The sequence below is a fragment of the Leucobacter chinensis genome (assembly GCF_019049105.1).
GTDB classification, from domain to species: domain Bacteria; phylum Actinomycetota; class Actinomycetes; order Actinomycetales; family Microbacteriaceae; genus Leucobacter_A; species Leucobacter_A chinensis.
Window position 1 is genome coordinate 240,740 of the sequence record NZ_JAHQZR010000001.1, and the last position, 19,329, is coordinate 260,068.

The window sequence follows — 19,329 nt, forward strand, 5'->3', positions numbered from 1 at the left end:
CAGCACCGGCACCCCGCATCCGCAGGTCCGAGCACCTCATGGAAGGGGAACCCCCGCCCGTCAGGTGCTCGTGGGAGATGGTGGTCTGCTCTGGCGTACCCAGTTGCACGAGGCTGTACCCACTCGCGTACCCAGTTTGGGCACATAGCGGGTACAGCCTGTTTGCTGGTTTTCCAACAGATTTGGGCTCCATGTACCCACTTTCCGCGTGTACCCAGTCGAAACGACATTTCTCCGCAGAGGGCGAAAAATCGTGATTTCTGCAAAATGACGGTACAAATCGGGATCGAAGCATTGGAACTTCACTGTAAGGGATCACAGAAAATGCTCGTTTATCAGGGGAAACGCGCGTGCGCGCGCACATGCGCGACTGTCAAGATCATGCACCGATGCTGTACCGTCATTCTTCACGCCCTGCAAAATGACGGTACTCGCCGGTGCGGCTCAGTGACCGTTCTGCCGCGGAATCATGCGGATCTCGGCGGTTTCAAAATGTACCGTCATTTTGTACCGTCATTTTGCAGCTCGAAAAATGACGGTACATTTTGCGCGTTGCAGTCCACTCCGGCGCTCACCCCGGCGATACGGCGGTGCCCTGCACCCGCGAAGCGGGGGGGGGGGGCACATGCCACAGGCCAGCGCCGGGCCCGCGCCAACGGGTAGCGGGCGGTGTGCTTCTCGTCGTTCACATGAGGTGTAGAAGCACTGGGCGAAAGCGGCCACATCGCCGATCTGCACCGAGGCTACCGGCGTGTACCGCCCAAAAGCGATGCGGGTACTTCTGCGGGTACTTCGGTACTTCTCGCAGAAAAACCAACAGCCCCTGACCTGGTTTTCACCTGATCAGGGGCTGTTTTTCGTTGCGGGGGCAGGATTTGAACCTACGACCTCCGGGTTATGAGCCCGGCGAGCTACCGAACTGCTCCACCCCGCGGCACAAGAATTAACTTTAGCAGCTCTCGTGGGGAATGCAAATCGCCTGCCGCAACCCGGGGGTGTCGTGGCTGTTGATAACCCGAGGAGGCAGCCGTTCAACGGCTCATTCTGGTGCTGCGTGGAAAAACTACGCAGGAAAGGAACACATGAGTGAATCTGCGAATCAAGTGCGGCGACCGCACGAGCGAAGAGTCGGGGTGATGGCCGTGCTCGCGTTGCTCATCGCGACGGTATTTGGTGGTTGGTGGTCATTACAGGGACAACCCGCGTTTGCGGCTTCGAAGGGAACGGGACAGGAGTACGGCGACCTCGGGTACCTCGGGTCGTTTCAACTGGCCTCTGGCGAACAGGCGTATTGCGTCGAGATCAAGGTTCGCGAACCCTGGAATCCGCAGCGTCCAGTGAGCACAGTCGACCAGCTTCCTTCGTTCGGAGGCGATCTTGCGATGGGTGGGCCGCTCGGCATGGGAGGAAAAGAACTGCACATGCCAGCGATGACCGATGCTTCGGTGATGCGTCAAATGAACTATCTCATGACCGAGTGGGGCACGACGAAGGATGAAGCGCAGGCAACGGCCGTCGCACTTGCGATGTTCTTGGTAAGGGGCGACAACATCGGCTACAACGAAGCTCTGCACAGGGCACTCGTAGAAAAGGGCCATAGCGCAATCGTCGACCGAGCAAAAACAATGGTTGCTGAGGCGAAGAAGAATGCGGTCGCACCCGTCGAAGGTACCGAGGTGAAAGCACCGGTGCTCACGGTTGGTGATAAACGAACCGGCACCGTTGAGTACTTTGCCGGAACCACTCGTATCGAACTGAAGAATGCGGTATTTGCCGACACGAAGCAAACAGTGCGAGAAGTTGACGTGGCGAAGGGCGGCACACTGCCTATTGCAACAGTGCGACCAAAAGGGTGGGACTCGAGTTTTAACGTTGAAGCCAAGATTTCCTGGACGACTGGCAGGGACGGGTGGCGTGCAGACCTCAACCTGTACGAACCAACGGCTCCGGGAGAGCAGAGAATCGTGACGCCAACGGGTAAGACGCGTGGGATGGAACGTGCAGGGACGCAGAAGGCTACCGTGAACGTCAAACACGAGTGGGCGCCGACGCTCACAACAAACGTTCATGATCGCATCGTTCAGGTGGGAGGGAGCTTTCGCGACAGTGTGACGGTGGCAGCCGATAAACGCTTTGGTGCGTGGGCAACTGATCAGTCGGGGACATACATGCCGCTGACCGCTCACGGTACGCTCTACGGCCCGCTTGGGAGCGACCCGAGTGAAAACCCAAGTAACGACGTGCCACAAGGAACCCCGGTTGCCGGGACAGCCACCATTGAGATCACCGATGGTCCCGGGACCTATCAAGCAAAAGCCGACACCGTTGCTGTTGCTACCGGCTACTACACCTGGGTGTGGGGCTTCGACTGGAAGAAGCAGCCGGGGGCAGTGACCAAGCCCGAACGTACAGGGGTCTCATCGCTTAAACGTGAGGCTTTTCCTATTCGCGACGGCTTTGGTTTGGCTCCCGAGACGCATTTAGTACAGCAGCGTCTTACGCTAGCGACCAGGCTTGTTGAAGGCACACTCGGGCTTGGGTGGAGCGCGAAGGACGACGTTGCGGTAACGGCAGAGCAGTATGGCGGGTGGCTGAAGCAGGGAAGCGGAGACCGGGTGCCCGTAGTCTTGCGCGGTACGCTCTTCCACTCGAAGGAACGCCCGGAGCAAAGCGGCACCGCGCCCGAGGATGCTGTGCCGCTCGCTGAGACCCGACTCACCGTAACCGAAGACGGTATCTACGAAAGTGAGGCGGTTGCGATTCCGCTCGACGTCACCGGGTTCGTCACCATGCAGTGGTGCGTCTATGCAGACGATCAAGCCGAGGGGCAGCGCGAGAACGTGCGTGAGTGGTGCGATGATTACGGTGTTCCCGCCGAGACCGCAGAAGTCGTGCCGCCACGCGTAACGACGAAAGCCCAGGAAGAATCGGTTGAAGGCGAGACGCTGCACGATATCGCGATCGTTGAGGGCCCGGTGCCAAACGAAGCCGAATTGACCTTCACCGCATACCTTGCGCCGGAAGAAGGGCAGACGCGGTATGACGAGCACTGGAAACCTATTGGGCAGACCTGGACCGCTAGTGACCTCAGTGCGCTCAGTGACCGTGAACGCTGTCTTGCCCAACCGGTCGCGGTTACTCAAGCATTGACGATCGATAGTACGGGTGAGCATCAGAGTGAAGATATTGTTGCTGGTTCTGCGGGCACAGTGCACTGGGTAGAAAGACTCACCGCGGTCGATCCCATAACCTTCGAGCGCGTGGTCGTGCACGAGGGAGAATGCGGTATCGCAAACGAGACTACGCGAATCACGCCCCAACCAGTTGAACCACCGAAGCCTGAGCAACCCGCGCCAAAGGAAGAGGCGCTCGCCGCAACTGGAGCCCCAAACACTGCTGGCATGATTGGAATCGCGGGAATTCTGCTCATGTGTACCGGGATCTTGATGCGTGCGCGCACCAAGAAATAGCGACCGGGTTAACCGTTCTTGCAGGAGGCGTTCGGCTGACTCATAGCATCGGTGTGCATTCTGGAGCCATCGAGAAGGGAAAACGCATGAACGAACCAACCGGTGCAAACCAGCAGCCCGAGAACCCGGTGGGCGCCCCTCACAGCGGGGCACCCACCGGGGATCAGCACGAATCTCGCGATGCCGGGGTCAGCCCACATGGTGAGACGACTGCTCAGCGCGAAGTAGGCGCCTCCGATTCGCCTCAGATGTCTCAGACTTTGCCAGCTGCAGCCCCGAACCCGACAGTGACGCACGGGCAGTCGGCCACACCGAGTTCGACCGTACCGAGTTCGGTTGCATCATCAGCCACGGTGCCTCCCGCAATGTCGGAGCGCCCTGGCTCTACTCCTTCGCATGCTCCCGTCGAATCGTCGCCAGCAACACCAGCGTCAGTAACACCGTCGCCTTCTGCGCCGGTGGCGTCAACGCAGGCCCCCTCAGCTGCTGCGGGAGTGCAACGAGCCGGCGATCCGCAGCAGCATCAGGAAGTGCGGCAGGTTCGCAGCGATGTTCCTCACAACCTTGGTGGGGCTTCGCGTGCCACCACGGCTGAGGCGGTGACGCCTGGTCAACAAGCGACGTCAGTACTGCCACCGCTGCAGCAGGGTGGCTTGACACCACCTCCTCCCGGGCAAGGTGAAGGCTTTGGCCTTTCATCGGGTAAAGAGCCTCGGAAGCAGCATGCTAAGCGGTCATCGGGCCTCATTGCTGGCATCGCGATCGGTGCAATCATTGGTGCGATCGCGGGCGGTGCGACCGCCGCGATCGTGCTCGAAAACCGCGGTGATATTGCGGCCGATCCGAAGGGGTCGTCAGAGATTACGATTGCGAACCCTGAGGCTTCAACGCAGGTTTCGGCGATCGCGCAGGTTGCGACACCCAGCACGGTCACCATTGACGTCTCAAGCCGAGCTGGTTCAGGCACAGGTTCAGGCGTTATCTACTCAGAAGATGGCTACATCGTGACGAACGCCCACGTGGTTACGATCGATGGTTCGTCGTTCGCTGACACTCAGGTACGCGTCATGCTGAGTGACGGGCGCATGCTCGACGGCACGATTGTTGGTACCGACCCGTATGCTGACGTTGCTGTTATCAAGGTTGAAGCTGAGGGGCTCACTCCCATCACGGTTGCTGAAGACGATCTCGCGGTTGGTGATCTGACCGTCGCGATTGGTGCCCCCTTTAACCTCAGCAATACCGTGACGAGCGGTGTTGTGAGTACGCTGAACCGAGGTATTTCGGTGGGCAGCCCGCTGATTCCCAATGACGGTAGCGAAGGGCAGGAGCCGCAGGAAGAGAACCCATACGAGTTCCGTTTTGATGCGCCCGGCAAAAAAGAGCAGAGCGGCGGTGGCGGTCAGGTGACGCTTCCCGTGATCCAGACCGATGCCTCAATCAACCCCGGCAACTCAGGCGGGCCCCTGCTCAACGCGGCGGGAGAACTTATCGGAATCAACGTTGCGATTGCCTCAACAGGGCAAGAAGAGGGCCAGGCTGGCAGCGTCGGCCTCGGCTTCGCGATTCCCGTGAAGCTCGTCGATCGTGTTGCAAGCGCGATTATTGATGGCGAGGCACCGACTCACGGTCTACTTGGTGCGACGGTGCTCGACGCCCGCGCGAGCGCTGCGGCGACGCAACGGGGTGGCCTCGTGCAAGACGTGGTGAAGGGGAGCGCGGCTGAGAAAGCAGGGATTCGCTCAGGCGACATCATCACCGCGGTTGATGGCGTCGCAACGGGTGATGGAACGTCTGTCTCGGCAATGATCCGCTTTTATGAGGGTGGCACAGATGTCGAGGTGACACTCAACCGCGATGGGCAAACCAAAACCGAGACGGTCACGCTCGGAACGATGACCCCGTAACCCAACGAGAACGACTACGCTTGGAGCAGTGAGCACTCAGACATCTTTTCGCTTTCGACGGGGCAACCTCGCGAAGCTCCTGTCGATTCCCGGCTATGCCCTCGGGTTCCTGCTGTCGCTATTCGTTACGCGGCTCGGGAACCAGTGGGTGTTCGGGAGCGGCATTGGGGTGGGAGAGGGCGCCCTTGCCGTTGCGAAAGAGCTGCAGAAACGTGATGGTGACGCACTCATCATCTGGCTGACTGAGACTCCTGAACAAGCGGCCGAGGCTGAAACCTTCGGATTTGAATCGAAACAGAAGCGTTCCTGGGCTGGGTTTTGGGCGACGCTTCGTGCGGGCACGATCGTCGTCACCCACGGCCTCGGTGATGCACACCGGTTTGGGCTTTTCGGCGCCACCGTTGTGAATCTCTGGCACGGCGCACCACTCAAAAAACTTCATCTTGACTCACGGGTAACGACCGAAGTTGGGGGAGGCCGAGCAATCAAGCGCTTGCTCGGGTTTATGTACCGGAAAGGCGCGAGCCAGGTTGACGTCTACGCTGCGGGTTCTCCGATCGCTGCGCAGCGACTCAGGTCGGCCTTTCGCGTCCAACCGGGCATGGTGCAAGTGCTGGGCGATGCGAGGCTCGACGAACTCGCCCGTAACCTCGCAGACCCCGCTGCTGCGGCACGCAAACGGCTCGGGCTTGTTGAACGTCTCGGGCTGAGCGAGGCGCAATCGTCACGCCGTTGGGTGCTCTATGCGCCGACCTGGCGTGATGGTGCGGTGACAGCGGGTATTCCTACGCCAGAAGAAGCAGTCGCTGTGGCCTCGTGGGCAAGAACCGCTAACGTGCAGCTTTTCCTGCGCTCGCACCCGCTAGGGCAGGGCGACTACGAGCACCTCGTCGGCGAAAATATTACGCTCGTCGGCAGTGATGTTTGCACAGAAATCACTCCGATGCTTGGCCTCTTTGACGCCCTGATGACCGATTACTCATCGATCGCCATTGACTTTGCGCTCACCGGACGACCCATTGTTTGGTTCGCCCCAGACCTTGACGATTACACCCGTACACGGGGGCTCTATGAGCCGTACGAAGTGACGACCGAGGGGCACTTTGCCGTTTCGTGGCGGGGAGCGCTGAAGCGACTTGAAAGCGCGCTTGCTGGAAACCCAGGAGTGCAACGTGCGGCAGTATTGCGCACCCAACGCCTTGCCGCGAGGTTTCATGAGTTTCGTGATGGGAACTCGGCAGCACGGGTGCTCGATTACGTTCAGGTGCTACACGATCCTGCACGCAATATCGATACCGAGAACGCTGTTTTCTTTGAAAGCTTTTATGGCTCGCTAGCAACGTGCAATCCTCTTGCGATCGATGCAGAACTCGCAAAGCGTTACCCGGCACTCACCAGGTACTGGAGCGTCGCGAACGAGGGGGTTCAGGTTCCTCATGGCGCAGTCGCGCTGCTTGTGGGCAGCCCCGAATGGCACGCGGCCCGCCGTCACGCGAAACTGCTCGTGGTGAATGACTGGTTGCGCTTCGACTTCACGCCGCGTAAAGACCAGTTCGTCCTGCAAACATGGCATGGCACCCCGCTCAAGCGGCTAGCACTCGACAGGCCTGGGCAGTCCCTGCGAACTCGGCTCGCGGTGCGCAGGGAGAGTAAGCGCTGGAGCGCGTTGCTCTCGCAGAATGCTCACGCGACAGAAGCGCTCAAGAGAAGCTACGCATTTCGGGGGCCTATCATCGAGACGGGCTATCCGAGAAACGATCGGCTCGCGCTTGCTGAGCACCAGGGAGAACGACTGCTCTCTGCCCAATCATCAGCGCGCCAGCGGCTTGGGCTTGGTGCGGTCTCGAAGGTACTGTTTTACGCGCCAACATGGCGTGAACACGGCAGGGCGATGGCAGACACCCTGGACGTGGCACGACTTGCTGATCAGCTCGGTAGCGAGTGGACGATTCTCGCGCGAGGCCACAGTCGCGAGATGGGGCAGCCTGGCTACTCGGGGGCCCGCGTACACGACGTCACCCGTGTCGCCGATGTGAACGATTTGCTGCTCGCGGCCGATGTGTTTGTGACCGACTACTCGTCACTCATGTTTGACGCCTCGGTCGCGAGCATTGCGACGGTGCTGTTCGTTGCTGACCGTGAAGAGTACCTCGAGGCAGAACGAGGCTTCACATTCGCTCTTGAAGAACATGCGCCGGGGCCACTTGTCACGTCACACGACGAAATGCTCGAGATGCTGCGCGCCTATGAGCGTGAAGGAAATCAGGCGGCGTGGATCGTGCAAAATCGTGTCGAGGCCAAGCGTTTCTCTGAACGGTTTAATGCATACGATGACGGTCGGGCGTCAGCTCGCGTCGTTGACTGGCTCGAGAACGCTGAGGCGATTCCGACCGTGAGCTAGGCGCAGCGACTTAGCTCGCGCGCGAACGATCGAGCGTTTTGCTTGACCCAAACACAAAACCGCGCAAGAACCCGGTGCCCCAGGCAAGGTGCATGATCGTAATCGCGAGGGCACCGAGCAAGGTGCCGCGCAGTCCCTTCGTCTCGGGCATTTTTGTGCCGGCGAAGAGCGAGAGTCCCGCGTGGGCCACTGGAGCGGCGTACAGGACCCAGGGCCACCATGCGCTTGGCGCGACAAAGCCGCACACGTGTAGCACCGCGGTGGTGAGCGCCGCGACGAGCGCCAAGACGTAGGCGCCGGGCACAAAGAAGCGCCACGGGTTCTCACCGCCGTACATTCGCACGAGCTTGGCTCGCCAGGTGCCTGTCGCGAAGAACTGTTGCGTGAGCGCTGAGAAACTGGAGCGGGGCCAATACGTGACCTGGAGTTCGGGATCGAACCAGACCGTGCCGCCAGCTTTGCGCACCCGCAGATTAAACTCCCAGTCTTCACCGCGGCGAATAATCGGGTTAAAGCCGCCCACAAGGTCGAAGGTACTTCGAGGAAAAACACCGAGATATGCCGACTCGGCTTCGTGTGGCTCTTCGCTGAAGTGATAGGAGCCGCCGCCGAGCCCGATTGGGCTGTTGTAACCGCCCGCGATGGCGCGCTGCACCGGCCCGGTACCCTCAGCTTGCATACGCCCACCAACGTTCGCGGCACCGGTTGCTCCCAGCAGCTCGACCGCCCTCTCGGTATAGCCGGGAGAGAGCTCTGAGTGGGCATCAACCCTGATGATGATTGGGTTGTGTGCGGCTTCGATAGCGAGATTGAGCCCGATTGGAATGTCGCGCTCTGGATTCTCGACGATTCGCACGCGCTCATCTGTTGAAGCGAGCTCGTGTGCGATGCTGTTCGTCTCATCGGTTGAAGGACCAAGTGCGAGAACAATCTCCTGCTCACCCGAGTATTCCTGTGCGAGAACCGCCATGACAGCGGCTCGAAGATGGCCTGCCTCGTTCAACACGGGCATGACATAGCTCACTGCTGGTAACGCTTTAATCACAGGAGCTAGTGTGTCATAGCTTCCTTGAGGTTCGGGCCCTTTGGGCGGGGTACAGTATTGGGGTGAATCTCATTAAGGACACTCGGAAGGCTGCGAGCCTTGCCCGAACGGTTTTGCGAAGAAGGCGTGCTTACGCCTCTTTTCGTCAGATGCAACAGGGGGGCGAACGCCCCGCTGCAGGCACCTTTGAAATTGCGGTCTACTTCTGTGACTCGCACGTGAACGCCTACCAAATGCGCCAGTGGTATGAGCCACTTCGAGAGCTTCAGAAGCGCTGGCCGGTCGTTATTCTTGCACGCAACATTGAGGGTGCAGAACTGCTCCGTCGTGAGAGCGGCCTGCATGTCGTCTTTGCGCCGAAGGTCAAGCACCTGGAGCAGGTTATTGACCGGCACCCACTGCGCATTGTTCTGTACGTTAACCAGAACACGAAGAACTTCCAGATGCTCAGATACGGCTCACGCTGGCACGTGTTTATTAACCACGGCGAGAGCGACAAAATGTACATGACGACGAACCAGATAAAGGCATACGATTATGCCTTTATCGCCGGACAGGCGGCGCATGACCGCCTGCGTCATAACGTCTGGGGGTATGACGTTGCGGCGAGAACGTTCGAGATTGGCCGTCCACAGGCCGATTACATGAGCGGATCAGCTCCGTACCCCAGCGATAACCGGACCGTTGTGCTTTACGCCCCGACATGGGAAGGTGACCGACCGAGCGCAGCCTACGGCTCAATCATCACTCACGGTGAGGCACTCGTCACGCAATTGCTCGAGTCGAAGCAACACAGGCTGGTGTATCGCCCGCACCCACGTTCGGGTGTTGTGAACGATGAATACGGTGCGGCGCACCGACGCATCGTACGGGCAATCGAGGCCGCAAATCAGGCCGACGAGAGCGCGCATCACGTGTACGACCAATCTGGAGCGATCAACTGGCAGCTGGCTCAGAGCGATGTTGCAATCTGCGATATCTCGGCAATGATTTATGACCGCCTTGCTGTGGGTAAACCGGTCATCGTGACCCGGCCTGCATCGAGTGAAGCGATTGTCGATGAGCTTGGCTACCTGCAGGCGTGTGAATGGCTCTCGACAGAGCGTGCGGGCAACGTGATCGCGGAGGTTGAGCGGGTTCTTCACGATGATTCGACCCAGGAAAAGCTCGCGTACTGGGCTGAACATTACTTTGGCGACATTCGTCAGGGTGAGCCAAGTCGTCGGTTTAGCGAAGCAATCGAAACCCTCATGCAGCGTTGGTACGATACCGAGGCTGAAATGAAGCAACGACAGGGTGAACAAAACGGGTAAGTTCACACGCTAGTCGCCCAACTTTTTGATACGTTAGAGGGGTGCATCCGCGGGGTGCCTGATGGAGAATCGGGCAAAGCGTGCGCTGCCTCTCGGGCAGAGGGGGAGTCGGTAGGGGTGTGCGTTCGTATGATCACCTGGCGAGTAACGAAGTGGCGGCCGTGCAAGAAGAGCAACTAGAACCTGAAGAGACAGCACCGAGTACCGCAGCAGAGGCGAGGCCTGAACGTCACGTACCGGTGCCCTCTGTCGTTCGTGCTCGTGAGCGTGGTAAGGCCGCATCGCAGCGGCCTCTGGTGCTGCAAACACAGATGCTCACGAAGGTATACGGCAATCTTGTTGCGGCGAATAATATTTCGATCGAAGCTCGAGAAGGGTCATTTGTTGGCGTTGTCGGGCCGAACGGTGCAGGCAAGACCACGACCCTCTCGATGATCAGCGGTTTGAATAGGCCAACCAGCGGTCGCGTGCTCGTCGGCGATGTCAACGTTTGGAAAGACGGCCCTGCCGCAAAGCGACTTATTGGCTCGTTGCCTGACCGTCTTCGTCTTTTTGATCGTTTGACCGGAGCGCAGCTGTTGAACTACGCAGGCGTTCTCCAAGGCCTCGATTCCCAGACGGTTGCGAGTCGTGCAGACGACCTTGCGCAGGCATTCGGGCTTGAAGGGGCACTGGGGCGCGCTGTGCAGAGTTACTCGGCCGGCATGCAAAAAAAGATCGCACTCGCTTGCTCGATGATCCACTCACCTCAGTTGCTTGTGCTCGATGAGCCGTTCGAAACGATTGACCCGGTCTCGGCAGCAAACGTTACCGAAATTCTCGAGAAGTTCGTTGAGAGTGGCGGCAGTGTTGTCATGTCGAGTCACAGCCTCGACCTTATTCAGCGTGTTTGCGACCACGTTGTCGTCATCAATGATGGCGACGTTATCGCACAGGGCTCGGTTGATGATGTGCGTGACGGCATGAGCCTTGAAGAACGTTTTGCGAAGCTTACCCAGCAGAATGAGACCGAGAGGGGGCTCGAATGGTTGCACGGATCTTACGACTCCGAGTAGCCCTGCTCGGGGCCCCGTTCTCTGGCGGGGCTCGAAGTGCCGTTCGCGCGATCATCGCGAGGCTGCTGTTACTCGTGCTCGCGGCGTCACTCGCCGCGGCTCCCATTCTCTTCGCACAGAATGACGCTCAGCTACTTGGCCGCTACGATGTGGCTTTTGGCGCCCTTATCCTCCTTGCAGCCTTCCTTATACCGCTTTTTGTGCCGTCGGTAACGCTAGATCGTCGCGCGTTGCAACAGTATCCCGCGACTCCTGCTCGAATTGCTCTTGCGTTGCTCGTGACGGCGCCTGTTACATGGATCGGTCTCGCCGCGATCGTCTGGGGAGGGACGTTCGTCGCCTTGCGCGTTGACATGCTCGAGTGGAACGCGCTCTCGGTTCTTTCGTTGGTCGTCGCGCTCGTCTCGATTCCCGTATACGGAGTGTTCGGGGGAGCGCTCGGAGACCTAGCAGCGAACTCGCAGCGGCTTGCCCTCCTGCGCAAAGGCCTCGGGGTAGCAACCCTCATTTCAGTGTTGCCGTTGGTGCTCATGCTCACCGTTGCGCTGGTGAAGGGTGAAGGAGCGAAGCAACTCGCCGATACCGCACAAAGTTTTAGTTGGACACCGTTCGGCGCAGCCTTTGCAGTGCTGCATACCGGGGCAGAAGGCATCGACTCGATCGTGTTGCAGCTGGGTATTCACGTCGCGATGCTCGCTCTTGCTGTTGGCGGCACCATTTCGCTCACCACGGGTCTCATGACCCGCGTCGAACGCCCTGCACACGGGGCCTCGATGAGTTCATCGCTTGGGTGGTTTGAATACTTTGGGCAGGGTCCAGCCATGAGTATTGGCGCTCGTTCGCTTACGTACTGGATGCGCGACCCGCGCTACCTTGTGTCGCTCGTTGCTATCCCCGTGATTCCTGTGCTCGTCGTGGGTGTCTTGCTTTTTGCTGGCGTTGATGGTGCCCACCTCGCGCTCATTCCGTTACCGCTCGTGCTCATCATGGTTGGGTGGATGGTACACAACGACATTGCAACCGACTCGACGGCATTGTGGATTCACGTTGCGAGCGGTGTGAAGGGAACGCAAGACCGCTTGGGGCGCCTGGTTCCGGTGTTTGTGCTCGGTATTCCCGTGCTCATTATCGGTGCGAGTGTTTCTGTCCTTGTTCTCGGAAACTGGGAGGCGACCCCTGCCGTGATCGCGTTGGGCTTCGTTGCGCTGTGCACGAGTGCTGCGCTCTCGAGCGTGGTTTCGGTACTGAGTCCGTACCCGACCTCACGCCCGGGTGAAAGCCCATTCGTGCAACCAGCTTGGCAGGGTGCAGGAGCAGGTTTTGCGCAGACCCTCGCTTTCCTGGGAGCAGCAGTACTGACCGCTCCCGTATTCTTCGTAATATTCGTGAACCCCGAGATTGGTTTTGGCGAGAGTTTTATAGTCCTGGCGGGTTCACTCGTTTACGGTGGCTTGCTGCTTGTTGCTGGCATTGCACTCGGTGGTCTCGTATACAACCGCCGCAGTTCTGAGCTGCTCGCGTTTACCCAGATGTTTGACTAATTCGCTGCGTTGCAAACGCAAACGTGAGAGGGCCCGTGGCGTTATGCCACGGGCCCTCTCACGTTTGTACGGAAGATGGCTTGTTACTTGCGCATCTTCTCGTAGATTTTTTTACAGTCGGGGCAGACCGGAAACTTCTCAGGGTCGCGGTTCGGGGTCCACTTTTTGCCGCACAGAGCGCGAACGGGCTTGCCGGTTACCGCAGACTCAACGATCTTGTCTTTAGGAACGTAGTGAGAGAAGCGCTCGTGGTCGCCATCTTCAAGCTGCTCATCTTTCAGCAGCTCTTCGAGCTCGCGGTCGAGAAGACCCGTGCCGCCTTGAACATCAGAACCAAAACCAATTGCCATGATCGTATTCTACGCCTGAATGTCACTCGATTGGGTGAAAACTGTGGGAATCGCGGGGTCGCCGCGGGTGAGGCTGAGCGCTACGACCGGGAGCTCGGCAACGGCGCTCTGATGCCGAGCGCGGGCCGCATCAAGTGCCTCTTTGCCGAGAAACTCAGGCTGCACTTCGCCGTTGACAACGAGGTGTTTCATGACGGGCCTGGCCGCGATGGGTTCGTTTTCAGGAGCTTCACCCGGCTCATCACTCACGACGATGAGCTCTGAGGTTGCCCTGCCGTCAGCCCCAATGAGTCGGTACGCACGTTTATTGCCTCCTAGCGTCTGTTTGCCCGTCGAAGCCTTGGCGACCGGTACCCATGATCCGTCGTCTCGCTGTCGGGAGACGAGCTTATACACCATGCCCATGGTGGGTGATCCAGACCCCACGACTACCGAGGTGCCGACACCGAAAGAGTCGACGGGGGAGTGCGCAAGTGTTGCGACCGTGAACTCATCGAGATCGTTCGTGACCGTGATCTTCGTCCCGGTCGCGCCGAGGGCGTCAAGCTGTTTGCGTACCTCCTGCACGACGATGGGCAGGTCGCCCGAGTCGATGCGTACGGCACCAAGCGCTGTTCCTGCGACCTCGACCGCGAGCGCGACACCCTCGGTGATGTTGTACGTGTCGACGAGAAGTGTCGTGTCGGTGCCGAGCGCTGCAAGCTGCGCTTCGAACGCCTCGCGTTCAGTGTCGTGTAACAGCGAGAACGAGTGAGCGGCCGTGCCCATGGTCGGAACGCCGTAGGTGCGGCCTGCTTCGAGGTTCGAAGTCGCTGAAAAGCCCGCCAGGTATGCCGAGCGAGCCGCTGCAACTGCCCCGTACTCGCTTGTCCGTCGTGAACCCATCTCGGCAAGCGGTTTACCGCCAGCAGCCTGGGTCATACGCGAGGCCGCGGTTGCGATTGCCGAGTCGTGGTTCAAGATGCTGAGCGCAAAGGTCTCGAGCATCACGCCTTCGGCGAAGGTCGACTCGACGGTTAAGAGTGGTGAGCCCGGAAAGAATACCTCGCCCTCTGGGTAACCCCAGATATCACCCGAGAACCGATAATTTGCTAGCCAATCGAGGGTCTGGAGTGAAAGAAACCCTTGGCCGCTAAGCCACTCGAGTTCGTTGTCGCCAAAGCGAAAGTTTGTGAGCTGCTCAAGAAAGCGGCCGGTTCCGGCGACAACACCGTACCGCCTGGCACCCTTGAGGCTGCGAGAGAAAAGCTCGAAGACGCACGGTCGGTCGGCGGTGCCAGCACGCAGGGCGGCATCGACCATGGTGAGCTCGTAGTGATCGGTGAGAAGAGCGACTGAATCATGCACAGTGCCAGCTTATCTCGCACAGGCTAGTATTGAAGACGATGAACGACGATGAGTTAGACGATTACGAACGCGATGCCGAGCTCGCGCTCTTTCGCGAATACCGTGATGTGGTGAGCCAGTTTCGCTATGTTGTTGAAACAGAGCGCCGTTTTTACCTTGCGAACGAGGTAAATGTCACGAGGCAAGACGCCGGCAGCGATTTTTACTTCGAGGTGCAAATGCAAGATGTGTGGGTGTGGGACGTTTTTCGCGCCGACCGTTTTGTCACCTCGGTGAAGGTGATGACGTTTAAAGATGTGAACGTCGAAGAGCTGAACGCTCGTGAGTTTAAGCTCCCGAACGAGCTGAAGGTCGAAGACTAACCGCGCCAACTAGCAGCAGCAATGAGCGGGCCACGTTGTGAACGAGAATCACGCATTTGTGGCGGATCGAGAAGAGACCTCGGGTCTGTTTTTCGTTCACAGCCATGTTTTTCTGCATGGTCGCCTCATTTCTGTTGAGAACTCTGCCAAGCCAATTGCCGGCCCCGATACTGGGCTCGGAGGTAACGCATGGCTCACAACATCGCACGAGACAAAGACTCGGCAAAGCCCCGGTCCCTGCCATATGCAGGAACCGTTGCAAGAACGAAAAAGGTGGCACGGCGGGCGCAGACCATTGGTGTGCAGGGTGAGGCGATTGCTTGTCGCTACCTTGAATCGCTTGGCTACAACATCGTTGAACGAAACTGGCGGGTGAACGCCGGCGAGATCGATATCATCGCTATGCAAGAGCGCACCGCTGTGGCTGTTGAAGTGAAAACCCGCAGTGGTACGGGCTATGGGCCTCCGCTTGAAGCGATTACCTATCTGAAGGCTCTGCGTCTTCGACGGCTACTGGCACAGTGGCTACGAACGCATCCCGAGAGGTGGCATAGCTGCAGGGTAGACGGCATTGGCATTACTCTGCGTGGCAACCAGCCACCAAAAATCGAGCATGTTGAGGGCATCTCGTGAGCGGGGTGGTGCAGGTTGCTGCGATGGCCCTGCTCGGCACCGAGGGCGCACCCGTGACCGTAGAAGCAGGATCTGCCCGCAGATTGCCCGGTATCGCGATCGTCGGGCTTCCTGACGCTGCCCTCGGTGAGGCGAAGCAGCGCGTTCGGCACGCTGCTGCTGCTCAGGGGCTGCAACTCAGCGACCGTTTTATCCTTGTGAATCTGCAGCCGGCTGAGCTGCCGAAACATGGCTCGGGCTTTGACCTAGCGATTGCGCTAGCGGTGCTCGCTGTCTCTGGGGTCGTGCGCAGCGAGCGGCTTTCCAATACCGTGCATATCGGCGAGCTTGGCCTTGACGGTACGGTGCGACGGCCTCGGGGCCTTCTGGCTGCGGTGATTGCCGCGAAAACGGCGGGGTTCTCTGCCGTTATGGTTCCTGCCGAAGGAGCCAAAGAAGCATCGTTGGTGAAGGGCATGACGGTGATCGGGGTAGCGACGCTTTCGGCCGCAGTGGCATGGCACCGTGGCGAAGTCGACGAAGCGATACTTTTACCTCGTAGCGGATCAGCCGTATCTCAAAGCGAGACAGCGAATGTGCCGGCCGGCCAGAGCACTGGCCTGGGTTATGATGCCCGCCGAGCCGTCGACATGAGTGAGGTGATCGGTCAGCAGGTCGCAATCGAGGCGCTCACCATTGCCGCAGCAGGTCGGCATCACGTGCATTTCGTCGGCCCTCCAGGAGCAGGGAAAACAATGCTTGCTGAGCGTCTGCCGACGATTCTCCCGAGGCTGAGCGATGAGGCTTCGTTGCGAGCAACGAGTATTCACTCGCTCATTTCGAACGATACGCTCACGTCACTCATGAGGGTTCCGCCGTTCGAACACCCGCACCACACGGCCTCACCAGCAGCAATGATTGGTGCTGCGAAGGGCGGAGGGCTCATTCCGGGTAGCTTATCGCTCGCCTCAGAAGGAGTGCTCTTTCTTGACGAGGCGGCAGAATTCTCGCGCAATGTTCTTGATGCGCTGCGCCAACCCCTTGAACAAGGAAAGGTGCATATTCATCGCGCGAGTCTGCGAGCAACGTTGCCCGCTAGCGTTCAACTCGTGCTTGCACATAACCCCTGTCCCTGCGGTAAAGCGGGTACTGAAGCCACCGACGCGTTCTGCTCATGCACGCCGATGCAACGCCGCCGCTATGCTTCGCGTATCTCGGGCCCGTTGAGAGACCGCATCGATCTTGGGGTCACGCTGAGAAGGGTCTCGAGTGTGAACGGCGGTACCGGCGAGCATCAGGGCGCCCAGACGAGCGAAATGCTGCGGGCTCGTGTGAACGAGGCACGGGCAGCTGCAGCAGAACGTCTTGCGGGTACCCCCTGGCGTGTCAATGCCGAGGTCTCGGGCGGGTGGCTCAGAGAAGGAGACCTTCGCCTGGGTGCTCAGACCACAGCATTACTCGATCGTGCACTTGCGCTCGGCACGCTGACTCTTCGCGGGTATGACAGGGCGCTTCGCGTTGCCTGGTCGGTGGCTGATCTCGCAGGCAAAACCTCGCCCGGAGCAACTGAGGTAAGCCGTGCACTTATGTTCCGCGAGGCACGTTCATGAAAGAGCGCGTACTAAAAAGTCTGGTTCCTGTCGGAACGGAACGCGAGGTCATTGCCAGTATTCTTCAAGCTCCCACTGACAATCACGAAGCAAAGCTCTCAACACCGACAATGAGCGCCAGCCCTCTGACTGGGTACAGTGCCGAAGACGCAGCGCTTACTGAAGCGTTTGCAACCGTAGCCTGGGCTCGCATGTGCGAACCTGGCGACCGAGTAGCCAGGAGGCTCGTCTCGATAATGGGAGCTGCCGGCTCGCTTGGACACCTCATTGAGGGGGCCTCGGCGGTGAAGCTTGCGGCCCTTGCCGCCGAGGCAAGTCAGCCACCCGCGCATTCACCGGGCGGCAGTGTTTCTCTTGCGCCGAGTAAAGCTGAGATTGCTGCTGGCATCGGGAGATGGCGCCCGAGGCTCAACCGTGCTGCAACGGTCACCGACTGTGAATCGGCTCGCACGCATCGCATGCGCCTGATCACCGGGGCTTCTCCGTCTTGGCCAGGGAGGCTTACAGATCTTGGCGATCACGCACCACTGACGCTCTGGGTGATCGGAGATCTGCCTGTGCTGAGCGACGCTGGGCTTGCAGTGGTCGGCTCAAGAGCCTGCAGCTCATACGGTGAACAGGTCACTGGAGAACTTGTACAGAATGCCGTGCAACACGGAAGAGTGATTATCTCGGGTGCGGCGTACGGAATCGACGGTGTGGCACACAGAGCAGCACTCGCCGCACGTGGCCGTACCATCGCTGTACTGGCTGGGGGAGCCGACAGACGCTATCCAGCGGCGCACGATGCTCTGATCGGGCGCATTGGTGAAACAGGAGCTGTCATTTCAGAGATGATTCCAGGTTCTCCGCCAACCAGGTGGCGTTTCCTCATGCGTAACCGACTTATCGCGGCACTTGCCGAGGCGACCCTTGTTACTGAAGCAGGAACACGATCGGGGGCGATCAACACCGCGGGTCACGCGGCTGAGATTGGGCGCCCTCTCGGCGCTGTTCCTGGCCCAATCACCTCAGCGAGTTCATTCGGGTGTTTTCGGGTCATAGAGGAGTACGGTGCTGCGCTCATAACGAAAACGGCTGATCTTGAATTGCTTATGGGTGTGGAGAAACCCGCAGGAGAAGGAGTGGAATATGGCAAAGACTCCGGCGGTGGTGAGGCATCCCCTAGGGAACTATCGCTGCATCAGCGCGTCACAGATGCGTTACCACGCAGAGGTGCTCGAGGAGTCGACGAGGTAGCGCGCAACGCGGGCATCACCCTCGATGAAGCAGCAACTGTTCTTGTGGAACTGGAGCTTTTGCAAAAAGTAGCACGCGTTGGGGCAGACGCCATGACGGCACCGGTAGAGCAGGAGCGCTGGGCACTGGTCAGGAGGTCGCGGTAGCATGAAACCATGCGCATGAACGAGGCAATCGAGCGGTTTCTGTGTGCACTCGACCAGGAATACGGGTACTCAGAGCACACGGTGCGCGCGTATGCCCGCGATCTCTCTCAGTTCGAACAAACCGTGGGCGACGAGGCCCAGCACGACATTGCCCAGCTCACACTTGACGATTGTCGTGAATGGGTGTGGAGAAGGCAACAAGAGGGCCTTTCGCAACGTACCCTTGCTCGCGGGGTCGCGACGTTGAAATCGTTTGGCGGCTGGCTGGAGCGTTCCGGAACTGTGCCCGGAAACCCGGCTTCTCGGCTGAGGGCACCAAAGCCGGGCAAAAGTCTGCCGCGGGTACTCACCGAAGATCAGATGGAACGGATGCTCAGTGCCGTTGAGGTGCTCGCGAGTAGTGGTGATCCGCTTGCTATTCGCGATCACGCACTCTTTGAGTTGCTCTATGCAACGGGGGCTCGCGTTTCAGAGCTCTGCGGGCTCGAACGCCGAGGTGTTGATTTGAGGGAGCGCACTATAAGGGTGCTCGGCAAAGGCGGTTCTGAACGCATCGTGCCCTTCGGTATTCCTGCCCAGAGGGCGATGCGCCGTTACCTCGAAGAAGCTCGCCCAACGCTTGCCGCACGGGCGACGACCAAGAGCGATCACGACTGGTGGTTTCTCGGGCCGCGAGGCGGCATGATGCGACCTGAAGCGGTCTACCGGGTTGTTTCAGCGCACCTCGCAGAAGAACCGGGCAGCGGCCCGCGTGGCCCGCACGTCTTTCGGCACACCGCGGCTACGCACCTGCTCGATGGCGGGGCTGACCTCAGGGTGGTGCAAGAGATGCTCGGGCATCGAAGCCTTGAGAGCACCCAGGTGTATACGCATGTTTCAACCGAGCGTCTCGCCGAGCGTTACCGAACGAGCCACCCAAGAGCTTGAGCCG

Annotated in this window: 14 protein-coding genes and 1 tRNA gene; 11 read left to right on the forward strand and 4 right to left on the reverse strand. The window is 59.4% G+C overall.

Annotation, left to right across the window (positions count from 1 at the left end; translation table 11 throughout):
- Window positions 1-860: 860 nt before the first annotated feature.
- A tRNA-Met gene (locus tag KTJ78_RS01150) sits at window positions 861-934 on the reverse strand.
- Between the two features lie 148 nt (window positions 935-1,082).
- On the opposite strand from KTJ78_RS01150, the gene KTJ78_RS01155 reads away from it, so the two are divergent.
- The 3 genes from KTJ78_RS01155 (at window position 1,083) to KTJ78_RS01165 (ending at window position 7,778) form a co-directional block, all read left to right on the forward strand.
- Window positions 1,083-3,470, forward strand: coding sequence for a hypothetical protein (locus KTJ78_RS01155; protein ID WP_217131899.1), 2,388 nt, complete (start codon window positions 1,083-1,085; stop codon window positions 3,468-3,470).
- A gap of 86 nt (window positions 3,471-3,556) precedes the next feature.
- Entirely contained in the window at window positions 3,557-5,377 is a 1,821-nt protein-coding gene (locus tag KTJ78_RS01160) for a S1C family serine protease (protein ID WP_254259231.1), read from the forward strand.
- A gap of 28 nt (window positions 5,378-5,405) precedes the next feature.
- A complete protein-coding gene (locus KTJ78_RS01165) occupies window positions 5,406-7,778 on the forward strand; it encodes a CDP-glycerol glycerophosphotransferase family protein (protein WP_217131900.1) in 2,373 nt (790 codons plus the stop codon).
- A 10-nt stretch (window positions 7,779-7,788) separates the two neighbouring features.
- On the opposite strand, the gene KTJ78_RS01170 is transcribed toward KTJ78_RS01165, so the two are convergent.
- Window positions 7,789-8,823, reverse strand: coding sequence for a glycosyltransferase family 2 protein (locus tag KTJ78_RS01170; RefSeq protein WP_369807917.1), 1,035 nt, complete (start codon window positions 8,821-8,823; stop codon window positions 7,789-7,791).
- Window positions 8,824-8,972: 149 nt separating this feature from the next.
- Between KTJ78_RS01170 and KTJ78_RS01175 the strand changes: the two genes are divergently transcribed.
- The 3 genes from KTJ78_RS01175 to KTJ78_RS01185 all read left to right on the forward strand — a co-directional run bounded on the left by KTJ78_RS01175 (window position 8,973) and on the right by KTJ78_RS01185 (window position 12,732).
- Window positions 8,973-10,136: a CDP-glycerol glycerophosphotransferase family protein gene (locus KTJ78_RS01175; RefSeq protein ID WP_217131901.1), complete on the forward strand. Its 1,164-nt coding sequence runs from the start codon at window positions 8,973-8,975 to the stop codon at window positions 10,134-10,136.
- A 119-nt stretch (window positions 10,137-10,255) separates the two neighbouring features.
- A complete protein-coding gene (locus KTJ78_RS01180) occupies window positions 10,256-11,191 on the forward strand; it encodes an ABC transporter ATP-binding protein (RefSeq protein ID WP_369807918.1) in 936 nt (311 codons plus the stop codon).
- Window positions 11,161-12,732 (forward strand): hypothetical protein, encoded by a 1,572-nt coding sequence (locus tag KTJ78_RS01185; RefSeq protein WP_217131903.1) that lies wholly within the window; start codon window positions 11,161-11,163, stop codon window positions 12,730-12,732. The genes KTJ78_RS01180 and KTJ78_RS01185 overlap by 31 nt, the downstream gene beginning before the upstream one ends.
- Window positions 12,733-12,815: 83 nt before the next feature.
- On the opposite strand, the gene KTJ78_RS01190 is transcribed toward KTJ78_RS01185, so the two are convergent.
- Window positions 12,816-13,082 (reverse strand): DUF3039 domain-containing protein, encoded by a 267-nt coding sequence (locus KTJ78_RS01190; protein WP_217131905.1) that lies wholly within the window; start codon window positions 13,080-13,082, stop codon window positions 12,816-12,818.
- Between the two features lie 9 nt (window positions 13,083-13,091).
- Window positions 13,092-14,429, reverse strand: coding sequence for a nicotinate phosphoribosyltransferase (locus KTJ78_RS01195; RefSeq protein WP_217131908.1), 1,338 nt, complete (start codon window positions 14,427-14,429; stop codon window positions 13,092-13,094).
- 38 nt (window positions 14,430-14,467) lie between these two features.
- Here KTJ78_RS01195 and KTJ78_RS01200 point away from each other — a divergent pair, with 38 nt between their 5' ends.
- The 5 genes from KTJ78_RS01200 to KTJ78_RS01220 all read left to right on the forward strand — a co-directional run bounded on the left by KTJ78_RS01200 (window position 14,468) and on the right by KTJ78_RS01220 (window position 19,325).
- Entirely contained in the window at window positions 14,468-14,791 is a 324-nt protein-coding gene (locus tag KTJ78_RS01200; RefSeq protein WP_217131910.1) for a DUF2469 family protein, read from the forward strand.
- Window positions 14,792-14,980: 189 nt separating this feature from the next.
- Entirely contained in the window at window positions 14,981-15,424 is a 444-nt protein-coding gene (locus tag KTJ78_RS01205; protein WP_217131912.1) for a YraN family protein, read from the forward strand.
- Complete coding sequence (locus KTJ78_RS01210) at window positions 15,421-17,013, forward strand: YifB family Mg chelatase-like AAA ATPase (protein ID WP_369807919.1); 1,593 nt, start codon at window positions 15,421-15,423, stop codon at window positions 17,011-17,013. Before KTJ78_RS01205 ends, KTJ78_RS01210 begins: the two co-directional genes overlap by 4 nt.
- Complete coding sequence (gene dprA / locus KTJ78_RS01215; RefSeq protein WP_217131914.1) at window positions 17,010-18,398, forward strand: DNA-processing protein DprA; 1,389 nt, start codon at window positions 17,010-17,012, stop codon at window positions 18,396-18,398. Before KTJ78_RS01210 ends, dprA begins: the two co-directional genes overlap by 4 nt.
- Window positions 18,399-18,407: 9 nt before the next feature.
- A complete protein-coding gene (locus tag KTJ78_RS01220; RefSeq protein WP_217131916.1) occupies window positions 18,408-19,325 on the forward strand; it encodes a tyrosine recombinase XerC in 918 nt (305 codons plus the stop codon).
- The last annotated feature ends 4 nt before the right edge of the window (window positions 19,326-19,329 follow it).

Excerpts from the sequence above, each read along its gene's own strand:
- KTJ78_RS01205 (WP_217131912.1), top strand. The coding sequence starts at position 14,981 with ATGGCTCACAACATCGCACGAGACAAAGACTCGGCAAAGCCCCGGTCC.
- KTJ78_RS01220 (WP_217131916.1), top strand. The coding sequence starts at position 18,408 with ATGCGCATGAACGAGGCAATCGAGCGGTTTCTGTGTGCACTCGACCAG.
- KTJ78_RS01200 (WP_217131910.1), top strand. The coding sequence starts at position 14,468 with ATGAACGACGATGAGTTAGACGATTACGAACGCGATGCCGAGCTCGCG.
- dprA (WP_217131914.1), top strand. The coding sequence starts at position 17,010 with ATGAAAGAGCGCGTACTAAAAAGTCTGGTTCCTGTCGGAACGGAACGC.
- KTJ78_RS01155 (WP_217131899.1), top strand. The coding sequence starts at position 1,083 with ATGAGTGAATCTGCGAATCAAGTGCGGCGACCGCACGAGCGAAGAGTC.
- KTJ78_RS01190 (WP_217131905.1), bottom strand. The coding sequence starts at position 13,082 with ATGGCAATTGGTTTTGGTTCTGATGTTCAAGGCGGCACGGGTCTTCTC.
- KTJ78_RS01185 (WP_217131903.1), top strand. The coding sequence starts at position 11,161 with ATGGTTGCACGGATCTTACGACTCCGAGTAGCCCTGCTCGGGGCCCCG.
- KTJ78_RS01160 (WP_254259231.1), top strand. The coding sequence starts at position 3,557 with ATGAACGAACCAACCGGTGCAAACCAGCAGCCCGAGAACCCGGTGGGC.
- KTJ78_RS01175 (WP_217131901.1), top strand. The coding sequence starts at position 8,973 with ATGCAACAGGGGGGCGAACGCCCCGCTGCAGGCACCTTTGAAATTGCG.